The organism is Reyranella sp. GW821-FHT12G01 (assembly GCF_058806575.1).
On sequence record NZ_JBXAPV010000001.1, the window covers coordinates 756,870 to 771,429 of the forward strand.

Genomic DNA, 14,560 nt, shown 5'->3' on the forward strand with positions numbered 1-14,560 from the left:
TATTAGAGCAGGTGGCCTGCTCGCTCCGCCTTGGTGCGAAGATAGTTCTCGTTGTGCCCGTTGGACGGGAAAGAGTGCTGGACGCGCGCCGCGACCTCGATGCCGTGGCGCTCGAGCTGGGCGATCTTCTCGGGATTGTTGGTCATCAGCCGCACACGCTTGATGCCCATGCGCGCGAGCATGGTGGCGGCCGGCGCATAGATGCGCTCGTCGGCGTCGAAGCCGAGCTGTTCGTTGGCGTCGATCGTGTCGAAGCCGTCGTCCTGCAGTTCGTAGGCGCGCAGCTTGTTGACTAGGCCGATGCCGCGGCCTTCCTGCGCGAGATAGAGCAGTACGCCCGATCCCTGCTTGGCGATCTCGGTGATGGCGCTGCGCAACTGCACGCCGCAGTCGCAGCGCAGCGAGCCCAGCAGGTCGCCGGTGAAGCATTCCGAATGCAGGCGGATCAGGACCGGTTCGGTCGGATCGATCTCGCCGACGACGATGGCGAGATGCTCCTTGCCGCCGTCGCTGGGACGCCAGGCGAGGATGCGGGTGTTCTCGGCGCCTTCCAGCGGCACATGGGCCTGCGCGACCTGCTGCAAGGTGCGCGATGCGGTCTCCTCGTAGCCGGCCACGTCGGCGGCATCGACGTAGACGAGATCCTGCTCGCGCGCCCAGTCGCGCCGCTTGTTGCCGGGATCGCGGCTGAGCGGTCCCAGGACGACGGCCGGCAGCAGCCGCGAGAGCTTGGCGAGTTCGATCGCGGCCTGCGCGATCACCGGCGCGTGGCTGGCGACAGGACGGGACAGGTGGCGCAGCGCCACGTGACGGCCGGTCTTGTCGCTTTCGTGCGGGCGCAGGATGACGTCGACCGGCACGCCCTCGGGCAGGTCGATGGTGATGGGCTTGTTGGTCTCGCCCATGCCGCCCGCGATATGCGGCGGGATCTCCATGCCGATCGCCTCGGCCCGCCGCCGCGTGGTGACCAGGACGGGGGCATTCTGGGCCAGGCCCTGCAGGCGCTGCAGGGCACGCGGGCCACAGGATTCGGCGGCGATCACGAGGGCGCCGGCGCCGTCGGCGTCACGCAGCACGACGATGCCGCCGCGGCGCAGCTCTGCCATGGCGCGTTCGACGGTGGCGACTGCAGACGCGCTGCGGGAGTGGTTGGGGCCGGAATTCATCATTCTTTATTATCACGCCACGGGTTTTCATCGAAGTGAACCGCTTTTGTGCCCAGATCGTACCGGATAGACTGACTTTCGGGATGGCTGACAGGTAGCAAACGCATGTCCGTGAACAATCGTGGCAAGAAAATCCTGTTGGTCGACGACGACCAGGCGTTGCGCACCGTGCTCGCCGAACAGCTCGACCTCTATGACGGCTTCACCACTATCCAGGTCAGCACGGCCGCGGAAGGTCTGGAGAAGGCCAAGCTCGCGCACTACGACGCTATCCTGCTCGACATCGGCCTGCCCGACATGGACGGCCGCGAACTGTGCAAGCTGATGCGCCGCCAGGGCGTGCGTGCGCCGGTGATCATGCTGACCGCCGCCGACAGCGACGCCGACACGATTCTCGGCCTGGAATCCGGTGCGAACGACTACGTCACCAAGCCGTTTCGCATCAACGTGCTGCTGGCCCGCCTGCGTGCGCATCTGCGCCAGCACGAGCGCAGCGAGGACGCGGTCATGACGATCGGTCCCTACGAATTCCACCCCGCGGCCAAGATGCTGATGGAGAAGGGCGGCAAGAAGAAGGTCCGCCTGACCGACAAGGAAGCCTCGATCCTGAAGTACCTGTTCCGGGCCGGCGACCGGCCGGTGGCCCGCGACGTCCTGCTCAACGAGGTCTGGGGCTACAATGCCGGCGTGACGACGCACACGCTGGAAACCCACATCTATCGCCTTCGCCAGAAGATCGAGAAGGATCCCGCAAGTGCGGCGATCCTTGTGACCGACCGGGGCGGCTACCGGCTCCAACCATAGCCCTTGCCAAAATGTGAACGAGGCGTCATCTTTTCGGCAAACAATATTCTATGCAGCCCGGGAGGGTGAAGTCATGAGCACGCAGCGGATCTACGCCCTGCCCGTCGACGTGACGCAGTGGAAGTTCGACGGCGCAACCGATCTCCAGTTCAACTGGGAATATGACGACGGCTCCTCGTCGCTGCTCGAGCTCTACGAGAAGGGCAAGCAGCAGCAGTGGGACGCCAGCACGCGCCTCGACTGGTCGCTTGAGCTCAATCCCGACAATCCGATGGAGCTGAAGGACGAGGCGATCTCGATCTACGGCACCGATCACTGGAACAAGATGACCGAGAAGGAGCGGAGCTGGCTCCGGCTCCATCTCCAGGCCAACTCGATCTCGCAGTTCATGCATGGCGAGCAGGGCGCGCTGATCGCCAGCGCCAAGATCGTCGGCACCGTTCCCGACATGAACGCCAAGTTCTATGCCGCCACGCAGGTGATGGACGAGGCCCGCCACGTCGAGGCCTACAAGCGGCTGCTGCACGAGAAGTTCCAGGTCGCCTATCCGATCAACAAGGCACTGCAGACCCTGCTCGAGCAGACGCTGACCGACCGCCGCTGGGACATGACCTATCTTGGCATGCAGGTGCTGATCGAGGGCCTGGCGCTCGCCGCCTTCCAGTCGATCCGCGACAAGGCCGGCAATACGCTGGCCGGTGCGGTGAACGCCTATGTCATGCAGGACGAGGCGCGCCACGTTTCCTTCGGGCGCCTCGCACTGCGTGAATACTATCCGCACCTGTCGGATGCGGAGCGCGACGAGCGCGAGGAGTTCGTGGTCGAGGCGCTCCATTTCATGCGCGACCGCTTCAACCAGTCCGAGGTCTGGGAGCGGCTCGGCCTGCCGGCCAAGGTGCTGGACGACATCCATTACAATTCCAAGCAGATGAATTCCTTCCGCGGCCGCCTGTTCAGCCGCGTCGTGCCGACGGTGAAGGATATCGGCCTGTGGGGCCCGCGCGTTCAGAAGGCCTTCGCCGAGATGGGCGTGATGGACTACGCCAAGATCAACGTCGCGGAAGTCCTCGCCAACGATGGCAAGGTCGCCGAGGACTTCGACAGGAAGATGTTCGTCGAGAAGTCGATCGCGGCCGAGTAGCTGCGATCAGAGCAGGATTGCCAGGACCAGCATCGCCGCCGGCACGAGCAGCGGATACGGCATGGCCGTCAGCAGCAGGCCGCCGATCACCGCGCCGACGAGATAGCCGGTCCAGGTCAGGGTCAGCAGCCATGTGTTGGCGGCCGACGGCAGCGGCGTGTCGACGCCGCGCCACAGGCGGTCGACCAACCCATCGGCGGTGCGGGCCAGTGTGCTGGTCACCACGACCGTGCTCACCGCATGACCGGCGAAGCTGGTGATCGTCGAGGCCTGCAGCCCCATGGCGAAGGCCACGATCATCACCGCGTTTTCCTTGCTGAGCGGCAGGAAGCCCACCCCGGCGATGATGGCGGCTTCGAGCAGCAACCCGGCGGTCGGCGACTTCAGCAGCCGCAACATGACGCGAGCCAGCATGGCGCCCGGGAAGAATGCGACGAGTGGCGTCAGATGGTTCCAGGCGCCGAGATGATTGCCCTTCGCCAGGTCGATGCCGGCCAGAACCGTATTGCCGGTCATGTTCGCGGCGAACACGCCGTTCATCGTGACATAGCCGATGGCATCGGCGATGCCGGCGACCACCGTCAGGAGGGTCGCCTGCGCGAGGGGCCGGACGACGCTAATCGCTACACCACGTCGTAGGTGATCTCGACCTCGGCCCCGAAGCAGTGGCCCTGGCAGGTGAGGATCCAGTTATTGGCGAGATCGTCGGGCGTATAGATGTCGTTCTTGGCCAGCATGACCTTGCCCTTGATGGTCTTGGCCGCGCACGAGGCGCAGAAGCCTTCCTCGCAGGAGGAGAGCGGGTTGAGCCCGGCGCCGCGCGCCGCTTCTAGGATGGTCTGGCCCTTCGCATAGGCCACCTTGTGGACCTTGCCCTCGAAATGGATCGTGATCTCGCTCGGGATCACGTCGCCTTCCTCGCTGGGCTGGACCGGGATCGCGTCGTTGCCCGAAGCCTCGAACCGCTCGATGCGCACCTTGTCGTGCGGCATGCCGTGCTCGAATAGCGTTTCCTCGACCAGGCTCATGAACGGGCCGGGGCCGCAGAGATAGACGTCACCGGCCTCGTAGCCTTTCATCGCCGCCACGATCTCCTCGGGCTTGATGATGCCCTGCGTCGCATCGAGGTGATGGATCACCTCCAGCCGGCCGGCATGGGCCTTGGCGAGCGCCTCGAACTCGGCGTCGAAGATCACCGACTGCTTGTCGCGGTTGGCATAAAATAGCCGGATCTGCCGCTTGCCCTTAAGGGCGCTCTTGATGAGCGACATCATCGGGGTGATGCCGCTGCCGCCACCGAACAGCAGGAGCGGCCCGTCGCCGTCGCCCAGCACGAAGCGGCCGGCCGGCGGCAGGACCTCGAGCATGCCTCCCTCGGTCAGCGCGTCGTGGAACCAGTTGGAGCCCTTGCCGCCCGTGACCCGCTTGATCGTCACCTTGGGCAGCCCGTCGGTCTCGGGGGCGCTCGACAGCGAGTAGCAGCGGTTGAAGCCGCCGTCGGCGTGCGGCACCCGGAAGGTCAGGAACTGGCCGGCCTTGTAACGGTACTTTTCGGCGAGATCGGCCGGAATTTCGAGGACGAAGGAGCGCGCGTCAGGCGTCTCCTGGATGATCTTGGCGATGCGCAGCTGGTTATAGGACATCAAAAACTCGTCTTTAGATCCCCGATTTCCGGCCCATTTCGGGGCGGACTCCTCTAGCAGACTATGTTAGCTTCCGCCGAGAAAAATGAGCGGAGCGTCATCTTCAGATGCTCCTATGGGATGGGACTAGGTTCAGGGCCAGGAGGCAAGAGCCGATGACAACGCAAAAAATTTATCAGCTGCCGGTCGAAGTCACGAACTGGAAGTTCGATGGCGCCACCGAGATCGCCTTCAACTGGGAATACGAGGACGGCTCCGCCGACCTGCTGAACCTGTACGAAAAGGGCAAGCAGCAGCAGTGGGACACCAGCACCCGCATCGACTGGAGCCAGGAACTCTTCGAAGGCAACCCGATGGGCATGGCCGACGAGACGATCCCGATCTACGGCTCGCCCTTCTGGGAAAAGATGACCGACAAGGAGAAGGACTGGCTGCGCTTCAATCTCCAGTGCCATTCGATCTGCCAGTTCATGCACGGCGAGCAGGGCGCGCTGATCGCCACCGCCAAGATCGTGAACACCGTGCCGGACATGAACGCCAAGTTCTACGCCGCCACCCAGGTGATGGACGAAGCCCGCCACGTCGAGAGCTACAAGCGGCTGATCCACGAGAAGTTCAAGTCGGCCTATCCGATCACCGAGTCGCTGAAGAACCTGCTCGAGCAGACGCTGACTGACCGCCGCTGGGATATGACCTATCTCGGCATGCAGGTGCTGATCGAGGGCCTGGCGCTCGCCGCCTTCCAGCGCATCCGCGACACCGCCAAGAACAACCTGGCCGGCGCCGTGAACGCCTACGTCATGCAGGACGAGGCGCGTCACGTCACGTTCGGCCGCATGGCGCTGCGTGAATACTATCCGCACCTCTCCGATGCCGAGCGCGCCGAGCGCGAGGAGTTCGTCGTCGAGGCGCTCTACTTCATGCGCGACCGCTTCAACCAGGGCGAGGTCTGGATGCGGTCCGGCCTGCCGGTCGATAAGCTCATGGAGTACGCCTACAACTCCGGCGCCATGCAGTCCTTCCGCACGCGCCTGTTCACCCGCATCGTGCCGATTCTCAAGGAGATCGGCCTGTTCGGACCGAAGGTCCAGAAGGCGCTGGGCGACATGGGCGTGCTGGAATACGCCAAGATCGACGTCGAGAAGCTGCTCGGCAACGACCTCAAGGTCGCCGAGGACTTCGACGCCAAGAAGTTCGTGAAGGAACAGATCGCCGCCGAGTAGGGCGCGATCTCTGGTCGAATGGGAAAGGGGCCTCGCGGCCCCTTTTCTTTTGTATTCATGTCATCCTGAGCGAAGCGAAGGATCTCACGCCCGCCAGGGAGTTCGTCGGTCGTTCTGCTAGGTCCTTCGCTGCGCTCAGGACGACGGGTTACTTAATCTACTGACAGGTATCGATGCGCGGCGCCGCGCCGAGCACGGTCGCGACCTTGGAGATGTCGAGGCAGCGCGTGCCGATCCAGGCTTTGGTCTGCACGAGGATTGCGTAGCGCGCGAAGGTGTCGGCTTGCGCTTCGGGCGTTGGCTTCTTGCGCGCCAGCAGCCAGCTCAGCGCATAGATGTTGCCGGTTGCGAAGTCGGCCGAGGCGATGTCGGGGTCCTTCTCCCAAAGGGCCACGTTCTTCTTCGCGGCGCCGGTCGGGTCGGTGAGGCCGGCCAGCCACGTATTGGCGTTCGCCGCGAGCGCATAGGAGCCGCCGTTCTGGGCGATCAGCGCCTTCACCTGTTCGGCGACGGCGATGTAACCTTGGCCCTCGACGGTGCTGCCGGCGCAGCCGATGCGGCAGAGCGCCACGAACATCAGGTACTCGGCGAGGATGATCTCGATGTTGCCGTTGTTGTGCCGCCGCCAGGCGCGCGCGAGGTTCCAGCCCTGCGTCAGCTCCGCGCCGGTCCATGGCTTGGCGGCCTGCGGCGTGTCGCGTTCCAGCTCGCCGATCACGGCCTGCGCGGCGGATTGCCATTCGGCGGGAATCTGTGCAGCGGCCTGCGTGGTGGTGCCGAGCAGCGCCAGCAGCAGGATCGAGAGGAGTCGTTTCATGGCAGGCTCCCTGTTGTCTTGATGGGTCAGTATTTGCGGGCCGTCTTGCGATCGCGGCTTTCGTATTGAACGATGTCGTCGGCCTTCAGCACGGTGGCGTCGGGCGGCATCAGCCAGCGCATCTGCGCCGGCCTGATCAGGGCGTAGTGTCGGGCATCGTCGAGCGCCGCGCCGACGTCCCAGCAATCCTCCCCGTTGGTGATCCAGGTGGCGGGCGCGAAGCGGCGCAAATCGATCGCGGTCGAATAGGTGCGCAGGGTCTTGCGGCCCTTGTTGAAGTACTCGTGGAAGTACGACATCGCGAGCTCGCGCAGGCTGCGATAGACCGGGTCGCGCCAGCGCAGCCAGGCGTGGTTGCTCTTGGAGATCGCGCCCCAGCAGCCGTCGCGCTTGAACAGGGTGACGACGTGATCGGAATCCTCGCGCGTGGCCGTCAGGTCCATGACCAGCGGCGGCTCGCCCTGCAGCCACAGCGCGCAGGCCGCGACGAAGGCCGCCTCGAGGCAGTGGGCCTCGCGATGGCGCAGCACGCCACGCACGGACCTCAGGCTATCGCCGCCCTTTTCGAAATTGGCCGGAAGGGCGGAGACGAATTCCTGTACGCGCTGCGGCGTGCGCAGGGACGCAAGGGTGCGTCCTTCGGCGGCGGTGAGACCCAGTTCGGCAGGCGTGGGGCGTTTGCGTCTGCGCATCGTGTGCAATAGTGCCGTGATGCGCCGTGACAGACTAGTGAAGGATCGGGGTGGTTGGTGGAGCTGAGGGGGATCGAACCCCTGACCTCCTCATTGCGAACGAGGCGCTCTCCCAGCTGAGCTACAGCCCCCTCCGACCCTTGGAGAACCGCGCGGATAAAGGGTGCCGGGCCCCCTGTCAAGCAAACCGGCCTGTGTTAGCGTCCGGCCGGCATTTTCATGAGTATTTTGATTGAGAGGTAAGACCGTGGCTACGACCAAGAAAATCGTCCAGACGGATGCCGCCCCCAAGGCGCTCGGCCCCTATTCGCAGGCGGTCGTGGCCAACGGGCTGGTGTTCTGCGCCGGCCAGATCCCGCTCAATCCCGCGACTGGCGACATCGTCGAGGGCGGCATCGCCGAGCAGACCCACCAGGTCCTGAAGAACCTGCGTGCTGTGCTGAAGGCGGCGGGCAGCGATCTCGGCCAGGCCGTGAAGACGACCGTGTTCCTGAAGAGCATGGACAGCTTCGCCGCCATGAACGAGGTCTATGGGCTGCCTGAATATTTCGGCAGCGCCACGCCGGCGCGCTCGACCGTCGAAGTCGCCCGCCTGCCGCGCGACGTCATGGTCGAGATCGAAGTCGTCGCCCTGGTCTGACGCCATGAGCCTGGTCACCTGGTTGCTGGCGCTGGGCTCCTTCACGGTGGCGGCGCTGATGTTCGCCTATCTGGTGATGTCCCTCGTGTTCATCATCCCGACCTGGCGCATCTGCACGCGTGCCGGCTTCTCCGGCGCGCTGTCGCTCTTCCATCTGGTGCCGGTGATCGGCTCCTTCATCGTCATGGGCGTGCTGGCCTTCAGCACTTGGCCCGCCGGCGAAGCCTCGCCGAGACGATAGATGATGGGAGGCGAGATCGCGGCCCTCATGGGCTTCTTCGGTCTGACCGGCGCGTTCGCGCTGATCGGGACCGTGCTGGCGGCCTGGATGGCCTGGCGCATCGTCGAGAAGACCGGCCTGCCGGGCTGGACGGGCCTCGGCGCCATCCTGCTCACGTTGACCGGCATCGGGTCGATCGTGCCGCTGATCCTTCTCTGGGTCTTCGCCTTCATGCGCTGGCCGCGCGACGAACCCGCTGCCGGTGGCCCCGTCGGCTATGCACCGGCTGGAGGGCCCGTGCCGACGGCCGGTCCGGTCGCTTTGGCCGGCCCGTCGATGGCCCTGCCCGATGGCCGCGGCTGGCGGCTTGTCGGCACGCTGGGCAACGGCGGGGCGGTATCCCTCTCGATCGAGGGGACTTCGGGAAGCTACGCGCTGACCGGTGCCCCTGCCGGCGCGCCGACCGATCTCAGCGTGCCCGATCCGTCGGTCGGTCAGCCCCATGCGCGACTGCTGCTCTCGGGCCGCCGGCTGGGCCTGGAGGATCTCGGCAGCCCGGGTGGCACCTTCATCGACGGCGCCCGCCTGTTGCCCGAGCATGGGCCGCGCGACATCAGCGCCGTACGCTCGGTTCGCCTCGGCAGCGTCGATCTTGCGCTCACGCGGGCCTGAAATGGGCTTGTGATCGGCAATCCACGCCGAGTAGGGTGCGCGCGGCCGGCGGTATGCCGGTGTGAGCGGCCGGAGATGTCATGATTTCGCTGATGAGGCTGATCGACGCGATTATCGCCGGCTACACGTGGATCGTGATCGCCAGTGCGATCATGAGCTGGCTGGTGGCCTTCGGCGTGGTGAACGTCCGCAACCAGTTCATCCGCGTGATCGTCGACATGCTGTACCGGCTGACCGAACCGGTGCTGCGTCCGCTCCGGCGCATCCTGCCCAACCTGGGCGGTGTCGATATTTCTCCGGTCGTCCTCCTGCTCGGCCTCTATTTCGTGAACGACCTGCTGCACGAGTATTTCTGGCCGGCGGTGATTCGCTGACCGCTCCCGCCGCCGATCCGGCCTTCCTGCGCCGGACCTCCGGTGGCGTGACCATCGAGCTGCGCGTGCAGCCCCGGGCCCGCCGTGCGGCGCTTGCCCGCTCAGCCGAGGGCGCGCTCAAGGCCGCAGTGACCGCAGCCCCCGAGGATGGCAAAGCCAACGAAGCCGTCATCGCCCTGCTGGCGCAGGCTTGGCGCGTCCCGAAATCGACCATCGAGATCGTGCGCGGCGAGACGGCGCGCGAGAAGGTTTTGATCGTCGCCGGCGAACCCGAAGCGCTTGCCGGGCGGATTGCGGAATGGGTGGACAAGCATGGCTGAAGCAAAACTGATCGATGGCAAAGCCTTCGCGGGCGGCCTGCGCCAGCGGGTGGGCGCCGGTGTGGCCGACCTGATCGCCAAGGGCGGACCCAAGCCCGGCCTCGCGACGGTGCTGGTCGGCGCCGATCCGGCTAGCCAGGTCTATGTGCGCAGCAAGGGCAAGCTCGCCGTCGAGCTCGGCATGGCGAGCTTCGACCACCAGTTGCCCGAGGACACGACGGAGAAGGAGCTGCTGGCGCTAGTCGCCCGGCTCAATGCCGATCCCGCGGTCAACGGCATCCTGGTCCAGCTTCCGCTGCCCAAGCACATCGACACGGCCAAGGTGCTGATCGCCATCGACCCGGCCAAGGATGTCGACGGCTTCCATCCGGTGAATGTCGGCCGCCTCGGCTCGATCGCGGCGGGCGCGCCGCTCGACTTCCCGGTGCCGTGCACGCCGCTCGGCTGCTCGATGTTGCTACAGGATGCGCTGGGCTCGTTGTCCGGCCTGAACGCGGTGATCGTCGGCCGCTCCAATCTCGTGGGTCGTCCGGTGGCGCAGCTCCTGCTGCGCGCCGATTGCACCGTCACGATCACCCATTCGCGCACCCGCGACCTGGCCGCCGTCTGCCGCCAGGCCGATATCCTCGTCGTTGCGATCGGCAAGACCGAGTTCGTGCGTGGCGACTGGATCAAGCCGGGCGCGGCGGTGATCGATGTCGGCATCAATCGCATCCCGACGCCGGAGGGCAAGAGCCGGCTGGTCGGCGATGTCGCCTTCGCCGAAGCACAGAAGGTGGCCGGACATGTCACGCCGGTGCCGGGTGGGGTCGGCCCGATGACGGTGGCCTGCCTGATGTACAACACGCTGCAGGCGACGCGGAACGTCGCCGGCCTGCCCTTTGTTGCGGTCTGACGGGGCGGTCCGATCAGTTCTTCAGCATGCCCGCGACCAGCGCGGTCACGTTGTGGCGCATCATCTTTTCGTAGGTCGGCGCCGGTCCGTCCGGCCCTGACAGCGCATCGCTGTAGAGGCGCGGGCCGACGACTGCGCCCGACTCGCGCGCGATCTGGTCGACCAGGCCGGGGTTGGTCATGTTCTCGACGAACAGCGCCTTGATGCGCTGCTCGCGCGCTTCGCGGATCAGCATCGCGACATCGCGCGCCGACGGTTCGCTGCTGGTGTTGTAGCCGCGCGGCGACTGGAACTTCACGCCATAGGCACTGGAGAAATAGCGAAACGAATCGTGGCCCGTGATCGCGCGCCGCTTGTCGGCCGGCACCTTGGCGATCTCCTCCTTCACCCAGTCATCGAGCTCGACCAGGCGGCGGTCGATCTGCTCGGCGCGCTCGCGATAGGCGGCGGCGTTCGCCGGATCGGCATCGGCGAGACCCTTGGCGATGTTGGCGACATAGGTGCGGACGCGCTGGACGTCCTGCCAGCAATGCGGATCGGGACCATGACCATGCGAGTGGCCGGGACTGGGCCCCGCAGGAACGGTGGCGACGCCGGTCGAGGCCACGACCGAGCGTCCCTTGAAGGGGGCGGCCTTGGCGAGCCGATCGATCCAGCCCTCGAAGCCCAGGCCATTGCTCACCATCACCTGCGCTTCGGCCAGCGCCCGCGCATCGGTGGGACGCGGCTGGTAGGCGTGGGCGTCCATGTCGGGGCCGACCAGCACGGAAAGCGCCACCTTGTCGCCGGCCACCTCGGCAATCAGGTTGCCCAGGATCGAGAAGGTCGCCACCGCCTTGATCCTGGTTTCCGCGGAAGCGGGCAGGGCGGCGAACAGGCTCAGGGTCAGGAAAAGAACGACGCGAACAAGCATTCGTTATAATATAACATCAGACAGGGAAGTCGAGCCACTCCGGCCTATGTCCGGTCGCGTCGAGAAAGCGCAGCAGGTCGGCCGGGGTGAGGGCGGTGGTCATGGTGTTGACCAGCGGATGGGCATTGATCGGTCCGCCCTCGGCGATCCCGCGGTCGAGCACGACGCGGACCTTGTGGTCCGCGTCGTTGATCACGGCCAGGGGCGTGACGGAACCCGGTTCGACACCCAGCTGCCGCCGCAGCCGGTCCGGGCTGCCGAACGAGAACTTGCCCGCCCCCAGCCGTTCGCCGAGGCGCTTCAGGTCGATGGCGCGGTCCTCCAGCGCCACGACCAGCCACATCTCTTCCTTCCGGTTGCGCAGGAACAGGTTCTTGATGTGATGGCCGGGCAGGTCGCCGCGCAGCGCCTTGGCCTCCTCGACGGTGAAGACCGGCGGATGCTCGACGGTGCGATGCGCGATGCCGAGCTGGTCGAGCCGGGCGAAGAGTTGTTGCGGATCAAACATCGCGTGCGCGTAGCCCATCCGGCACGAATACGGCAAGTATCCGCGGCTCTTTCGGGTGTCCGAAGGAGACCTCCGACAGCCCCTTGCCAAGGGGTCCGAAAAGCCCTATCAACGCCGCCTTCCGGCCACCTACCCAGCCGGATACGGAGCGCGGGCGTAGCTCAGGGGTAGAGCACGACCTTGCCAAGGTCGGGGTCGAGGGTTCGAATCCCTTCGCCCGCTCCAATTTCTACCAAAGCATCTAGCCAACACTTGTTGGCCGGTTCGCATCCCGGTCTCGGACCGGGGCGAGACCTGATGCTTTCGGTCGCCTTTCCTATAGATTGCGCATCCCATTTTCGCCGCGGACATGGTCTAGGCGTCGGGCTCGTCACTGCGTGGGAGGCCACAAATGAACACATCGACCGACCAGGGCCTTCTCGTCGTCCGCAGCGTGGCCGACCTGCGCCGCGCCGTGGCCGATTTCCGTAAGGCCGGCCGCACGATCGGTCTCGTGCCGACGATGGGCGCGCTGCATGAGGGGCATGTCAGCCTGGTGAAGGGCGCGCTCGATCGCGGCGATGTTCCGGTGACGAGCATCTTCGTCAATCCGACGCAGTTCGGACCGAAGGAAGATTTCTCCGCCTATCCGCGCGACGAGCAGGGCGACTTCGACAAACTGCGCGACGCGCAGTGCCGTATCGTCTTCGCACCGACCAAGGACGAGATGTATCCCGGCGAGCAGCTCACGACGGTGACGGTCGCCGGCATCACCGACGGCCTGTGCGGCCCGCTGCGGCCCGGTCACTTCCAGGGCGTCGCGACGGTCGTGAGCAAGCTGCTGCTGATGGCGATGCCGGACCGCGCCTATTTCGGCGAGAAGGATTACCAGCAGCTCCAGGTCATCAAGCGCATGGTGCGCGACCTCGCGATGCCGTTCGAGATTGTGGGCATGCCGACGGTGCGCGAGAAGGACGGTCTCGCGATGTCGTCGCGCAACCGCTACCTCAGCCCCGAAGAGCGCACCAAGTCACTCGGCATGTACAAGCAGCTCGTGAAGGTCGCCGATACGGTGCGCGACGGAAAGAAGTCCTGCACCGAGGCGACGGCTGCGGCCTCGCAGGCGCTGCGCGACGGCGGCTTCGACATCGTCGAGTATTTCACGGTCGTCGATGCCGACAGCCTGAAGCCGCTCGAGCATGTCACGGGCCCGGCTCGCGTGATCGCCGCCGCCCGTCTCGGCCGCACGCGCCTGATCGACAATCTCGCGGTCTAAGCCGCTTCGAGCAGCAGCACGCTTCCCTGGCCGCCGTCGGCGCAGATGCTGACGATGGCGCGCTGGCCCTTCGGCATCGCGGCGAGTTCCTTCACGGCCTGGCTGATGATGCGGGCGCCGGTGGCGCCGAACGGATGGCCGAGCGCCGTGCTGCCGCCGTTGGGATTCATGCGCTCGCGCGGGAAGGCACCGAAGTCGCGCGCGACCTTGGCGTGATCGCGCAGGAAGACGGGATCCTGCAGCGCCTTGAGATGGAAAGCGACCTGGGCTGCAAAGGCTTCGTGGATTTCCCAGAGATGGATGTCGCCATAGGCGAGATCATTCCGTGCCAGCAGGCGTGGGATGGCGAAGGCCGGCGCCATCAGCAGGCCCTCGACGCGGAAATCGACCGCGCCGATCTCCCAGTCGACCAGTTTTACGCGCGGCGTGTTGGAGGGAAGCCGGTCGAGGCCTTTCTGCGAGGCGACCCAGACGGCGCTGGCGCCATCGGTCAGCGGCGAGGAATTGCCGGCGGTCAGACTGCCCTTGCCGCTGGTGCGATCGAACGAGGGCTGGAGCCGTGCCAGCTTCTCGGTCGTCGTGTCCTTGCGCGGAATGGTATCGCGCTTCACGTCGCCCACGGGAATGACAAGGTCGTCGAAGAAGCCGCGATCCCACGCCGCCACCGCGTTGCGGTGACTGGCCAGCGCGATCTCGTCCTGCTCGACCCGCGAGATCTGCCACTCCTTGGCGGTGATCTCGGTGTGCTCGCCCATGCTGAGCCCGGTGGTGCGGTTGCTGATCGCCGGGATGTAGAGCTTGAGATCTCTCAGGTGCAGATGCGTAAGCTGGTCGATTTTCTGGCCGAGCGATCGCGCCTGCTGGAACTTGCGCAGCCAGTCTGAGAGCCGCTGGTCGAGGCCGATCTGGATGCGGGAGAGGCTGTCGACGCCGCCCACCATCGCGAGGTTGTTGACGTCGCCGTCGATCATGCCGGCGGCCTCGATCACGCCGATCATGCTGGTCGAGCAGGCCATGACAGTGGACAAGGCAGGCACCGTGGCGTCGATGCCGGCATCCATCAGCACCTCGCGGGCGATGTTGCTCCAGGTCAGGCTGGGAACGACGGCGCCCCAGACGGCGAAGTCCGGCCGTCCATCCTTCAGCAGCCCTGCCATATGACGCGCTACCGGCACCGAGAGTTCGATCGCGTCGTACTTCGCCAGCGCGCCATCGATCTTCGAGAAGGGCGTGCGAACGCCTGAGGCGATCCAGACGTCTGCCGTGCGCTTCATCGT

18 protein-coding genes and 2 tRNA genes are annotated in these 14,560 nt (G+C 65.7%); 11 read left to right on the forward strand and 9 right to left on the reverse strand.

The window, feature by feature from the left end:
- Nucleotides 1-2: 2 nt before the first annotated feature.
- The gene (gene ribA, locus AC1RP5_RS03620) at nt 3-1,169 is read right to left on the reverse strand and encodes a GTP cyclohydrolase II (protein WP_493109214.1); all 1,167 of its coding nucleotides are present in this window, start codon (nt 1,167-1,169) and stop codon (nt 3-5) included.
- Between the two features lie 102 nt (nt 1,170-1,271).
- Between ribA and AC1RP5_RS03625 the strand changes: the two genes are divergently transcribed.
- Nucleotides 1,272-1,970 carry a response regulator transcription factor gene (locus AC1RP5_RS03625; RefSeq protein WP_493109215.1) on the forward strand — a complete coding sequence of 233 codons (699 nt, stop codon included), beginning with the start codon at nt 1,272-1,274 and terminating at the stop codon, nt 1,968-1,970.
- Between the two features lie 73 nt (nt 1,971-2,043).
- Nucleotides 2,044-3,111, forward strand: coding sequence for a ferritin-like domain-containing protein (locus tag AC1RP5_RS03630; protein ID WP_493109216.1), 1,068 nt, complete (start codon nt 2,044-2,046; stop codon nt 3,109-3,111).
- A gap of 6 nt (nt 3,112-3,117) precedes the next feature.
- On the opposite strand, the gene AC1RP5_RS03635 is transcribed toward AC1RP5_RS03630, so the two are convergent.
- On the reverse strand, nt 3,118-3,801 hold the full coding sequence (locus AC1RP5_RS03635) for a YoaK family protein (RefSeq protein ID WP_493113288.1): 684 nt from the start codon (nt 3,799-3,801) through the stop codon (nt 3,118-3,120).
- Complete coding sequence (locus AC1RP5_RS03640; RefSeq protein ID WP_493109217.1) at nt 3,735-4,754, reverse strand: 2Fe-2S iron-sulfur cluster-binding protein; 1,020 nt, start codon at nt 4,752-4,754, stop codon at nt 3,735-3,737. Before AC1RP5_RS03640 ends, AC1RP5_RS03635 begins: the two co-directional genes overlap by 67 nt.
- A gap of 155 nt (nt 4,755-4,909) precedes the next feature.
- On the opposite strand from AC1RP5_RS03640, the gene AC1RP5_RS03645 reads away from it, so the two are divergent.
- Nucleotides 4,910-5,977, forward strand: coding sequence for a ferritin-like domain-containing protein (locus tag AC1RP5_RS03645; RefSeq protein WP_493109218.1), 1,068 nt, complete (start codon nt 4,910-4,912; stop codon nt 5,975-5,977).
- Between the two features lie 157 nt (nt 5,978-6,134).
- Here the strand turns inward: AC1RP5_RS03645 and AC1RP5_RS03650 are convergent, their stop codons facing one another.
- From AC1RP5_RS03650 to AC1RP5_RS03660, 3 genes are all read right to left on the reverse strand, one after another.
- Nucleotides 6,135-6,794 carry a hypothetical protein gene (locus AC1RP5_RS03650; RefSeq protein ID WP_493109219.1) on the reverse strand — a complete coding sequence of 220 codons (660 nt, stop codon included), beginning with the start codon at nt 6,792-6,794 and terminating at the stop codon, nt 6,135-6,137.
- Nucleotides 6,795-6,820: 26 nt separating this feature from the next.
- Complete coding sequence (locus AC1RP5_RS03655) at nt 6,821-7,486, reverse strand: hypothetical protein (protein WP_493109220.1); 666 nt, start codon at nt 7,484-7,486, stop codon at nt 6,821-6,823.
- A 55-nt stretch (nt 7,487-7,541) separates the two neighbouring features.
- Nucleotides 7,542-7,617 (reverse strand) — tRNA-Ala (locus AC1RP5_RS03660).
- Between the two features lie 116 nt (nt 7,618-7,733).
- On the opposite strand from AC1RP5_RS03660, the gene AC1RP5_RS03665 reads away from it, so the two are divergent.
- From AC1RP5_RS03665 to folD, 6 genes are all read left to right on the forward strand, one after another.
- On the forward strand, nt 7,734-8,126 hold the full coding sequence (locus AC1RP5_RS03665; protein WP_493109221.1) for a RidA family protein: 393 nt from the start codon (nt 7,734-7,736) through the stop codon (nt 8,124-8,126).
- A 4-nt stretch (nt 8,127-8,130) separates the two neighbouring features.
- Nucleotides 8,131-8,367: a hypothetical protein gene (locus AC1RP5_RS03670; RefSeq protein ID WP_493109222.1), complete on the forward strand. Its 237-nt coding sequence runs from the start codon at nt 8,131-8,133 to the stop codon at nt 8,365-8,367.
- The gene (locus AC1RP5_RS03675) at nt 8,368-9,018 is read left to right on the forward strand and encodes an FHA domain-containing protein (protein WP_493109223.1); all 651 of its coding nucleotides are present in this window, start codon (nt 8,368-8,370) and stop codon (nt 9,016-9,018) included.
- An 80-nt stretch (nt 9,019-9,098) separates the two neighbouring features.
- Nucleotides 9,099-9,392 (forward strand): YggT family protein, encoded by a 294-nt coding sequence (locus AC1RP5_RS03680; RefSeq protein WP_493109224.1) that lies wholly within the window; start codon nt 9,099-9,101, stop codon nt 9,390-9,392.
- A 47-nt stretch (nt 9,393-9,439) separates the two neighbouring features.
- On the forward strand, nt 9,440-9,712 hold the full coding sequence (locus tag AC1RP5_RS03685; RefSeq protein ID WP_493109225.1) for a DUF167 domain-containing protein: 273 nt from the start codon (nt 9,440-9,442) through the stop codon (nt 9,710-9,712).
- Nucleotides 9,705-10,607, forward strand: a complete 903-nt coding sequence (folD, locus tag AC1RP5_RS03690; protein WP_493109226.1) for a bifunctional methylenetetrahydrofolate dehydrogenase/methenyltetrahydrofolate cyclohydrolase FolD — start codon at nt 9,705-9,707, stop codon at nt 10,605-10,607. Before AC1RP5_RS03685 ends, folD begins: the two co-directional genes overlap by 8 nt.
- 13 nt (nt 10,608-10,620) lie before the next feature.
- Here folD and AC1RP5_RS03695 read toward each other — a convergent pair whose 3' ends face one another.
- Both AC1RP5_RS03695 and AC1RP5_RS03700 read right to left on the reverse strand, forming a co-directional pair.
- Nucleotides 10,621-11,520, reverse strand: coding sequence for a metal ABC transporter solute-binding protein, Zn/Mn family (locus AC1RP5_RS03695; RefSeq protein WP_493109227.1), 900 nt, complete (start codon nt 11,518-11,520; stop codon nt 10,621-10,623).
- Between the two features lie 16 nt (nt 11,521-11,536).
- A complete protein-coding gene (locus AC1RP5_RS03700) occupies nt 11,537-12,028 on the reverse strand; it encodes a prolyl-tRNA synthetase associated domain-containing protein (protein WP_493109228.1) in 492 nt (163 codons plus the stop codon).
- Nucleotides 12,029-12,178: 150 nt separating this feature from the next.
- Between AC1RP5_RS03700 and AC1RP5_RS03705 the strand changes: the two genes are divergently transcribed.
- Both AC1RP5_RS03705 and panC read left to right on the forward strand, forming a co-directional pair.
- Nucleotides 12,179-12,253: transfer RNA gene (locus AC1RP5_RS03705), tRNA-Gly, on the forward strand.
- A gap of 166 nt (nt 12,254-12,419) precedes the next feature.
- Entirely contained in the window at nt 12,420-13,283 is an 864-nt protein-coding gene (gene panC / locus AC1RP5_RS03710; RefSeq protein WP_493109229.1) for a pantoate--beta-alanine ligase, read from the forward strand.
- On the opposite strand, the gene AC1RP5_RS03715 is transcribed toward panC, so the two are convergent.
- Nucleotides 13,280-14,557 (reverse strand): acetyl-CoA C-acyltransferase, encoded by a 1,278-nt coding sequence (locus tag AC1RP5_RS03715; RefSeq protein ID WP_493109230.1) that lies wholly within the window; start codon nt 14,555-14,557, stop codon nt 13,280-13,282. The genes panC and AC1RP5_RS03715 overlap by 4 nt on opposite strands.
- Between the last annotated feature and the right edge of the window lie 3 nt (nt 14,558-14,560).

What these genes read in the sequence shown, in the direction of transcription:
- ribA (WP_493109214.1), bottom strand. Translation starts at nt 1,169, where the DNA reads ATGATGAATTCCGGCCCCAACCACTCCCGCAGCGCGTCTGCAGTCGCC.
- AC1RP5_RS03625 (WP_493109215.1), top strand. Translation starts at nt 1,272, where the DNA reads ATGTCCGTGAACAATCGTGGCAAGAAAATCCTGTTGGTCGACGACGAC.
- AC1RP5_RS03630 (WP_493109216.1), top strand. Translation starts at nt 2,044, where the DNA reads ATGAGCACGCAGCGGATCTACGCCCTGCCCGTCGACGTGACGCAGTGG.
- AC1RP5_RS03640 (WP_493109217.1), bottom strand. Translation starts at nt 4,754, where the DNA reads ATGTCCTATAACCAGCTGCGCATCGCCAAGATCATCCAGGAGACGCCT.
- AC1RP5_RS03645 (WP_493109218.1), top strand. Translation starts at nt 4,910, where the DNA reads ATGACAACGCAAAAAATTTATCAGCTGCCGGTCGAAGTCACGAACTGG.
- AC1RP5_RS03650 (WP_493109219.1), bottom strand. Translation starts at nt 6,794, where the DNA reads ATGAAACGACTCCTCTCGATCCTGCTGCTGGCGCTGCTCGGCACCACC.
- AC1RP5_RS03655 (WP_493109220.1), bottom strand. Translation starts at nt 7,486, where the DNA reads ATGCGCAGACGCAAACGCCCCACGCCTGCCGAACTGGGTCTCACCGCC.
- AC1RP5_RS03670 (WP_493109222.1), top strand. Translation starts at nt 8,131, where the DNA reads ATGAGCCTGGTCACCTGGTTGCTGGCGCTGGGCTCCTTCACGGTGGCG.
- AC1RP5_RS03675 (WP_493109223.1), top strand. Translation starts at nt 8,368, where the DNA reads ATGATGGGAGGCGAGATCGCGGCCCTCATGGGCTTCTTCGGTCTGACC.
- AC1RP5_RS03680 (WP_493109224.1), top strand. Translation starts at nt 9,099, where the DNA reads ATGATTTCGCTGATGAGGCTGATCGACGCGATTATCGCCGGCTACACG.
- folD (WP_493109226.1), top strand. Translation starts at nt 9,705, where the DNA reads ATGGCTGAAGCAAAACTGATCGATGGCAAAGCCTTCGCGGGCGGCCTG.
- AC1RP5_RS03695 (WP_493109227.1), bottom strand. Translation starts at nt 11,520, where the DNA reads ATGCTTGTTCGCGTCGTTCTTTTCCTGACCCTGAGCCTGTTCGCCGCC.
- AC1RP5_RS03700 (WP_493109228.1), bottom strand. Translation starts at nt 12,028, where the DNA reads ATGTTTGATCCGCAACAACTCTTCGCCCGGCTCGACCAGCTCGGCATC.
- panC (WP_493109229.1), top strand. Translation starts at nt 12,420, where the DNA reads ATGAACACATCGACCGACCAGGGCCTTCTCGTCGTCCGCAGCGTGGCC.
- AC1RP5_RS03715 (WP_493109230.1), bottom strand. Translation starts at nt 14,557, where the DNA reads ATGAAGCGCACGGCAGACGTCTGGATCGCCTCAGGCGTTCGCACGCCC.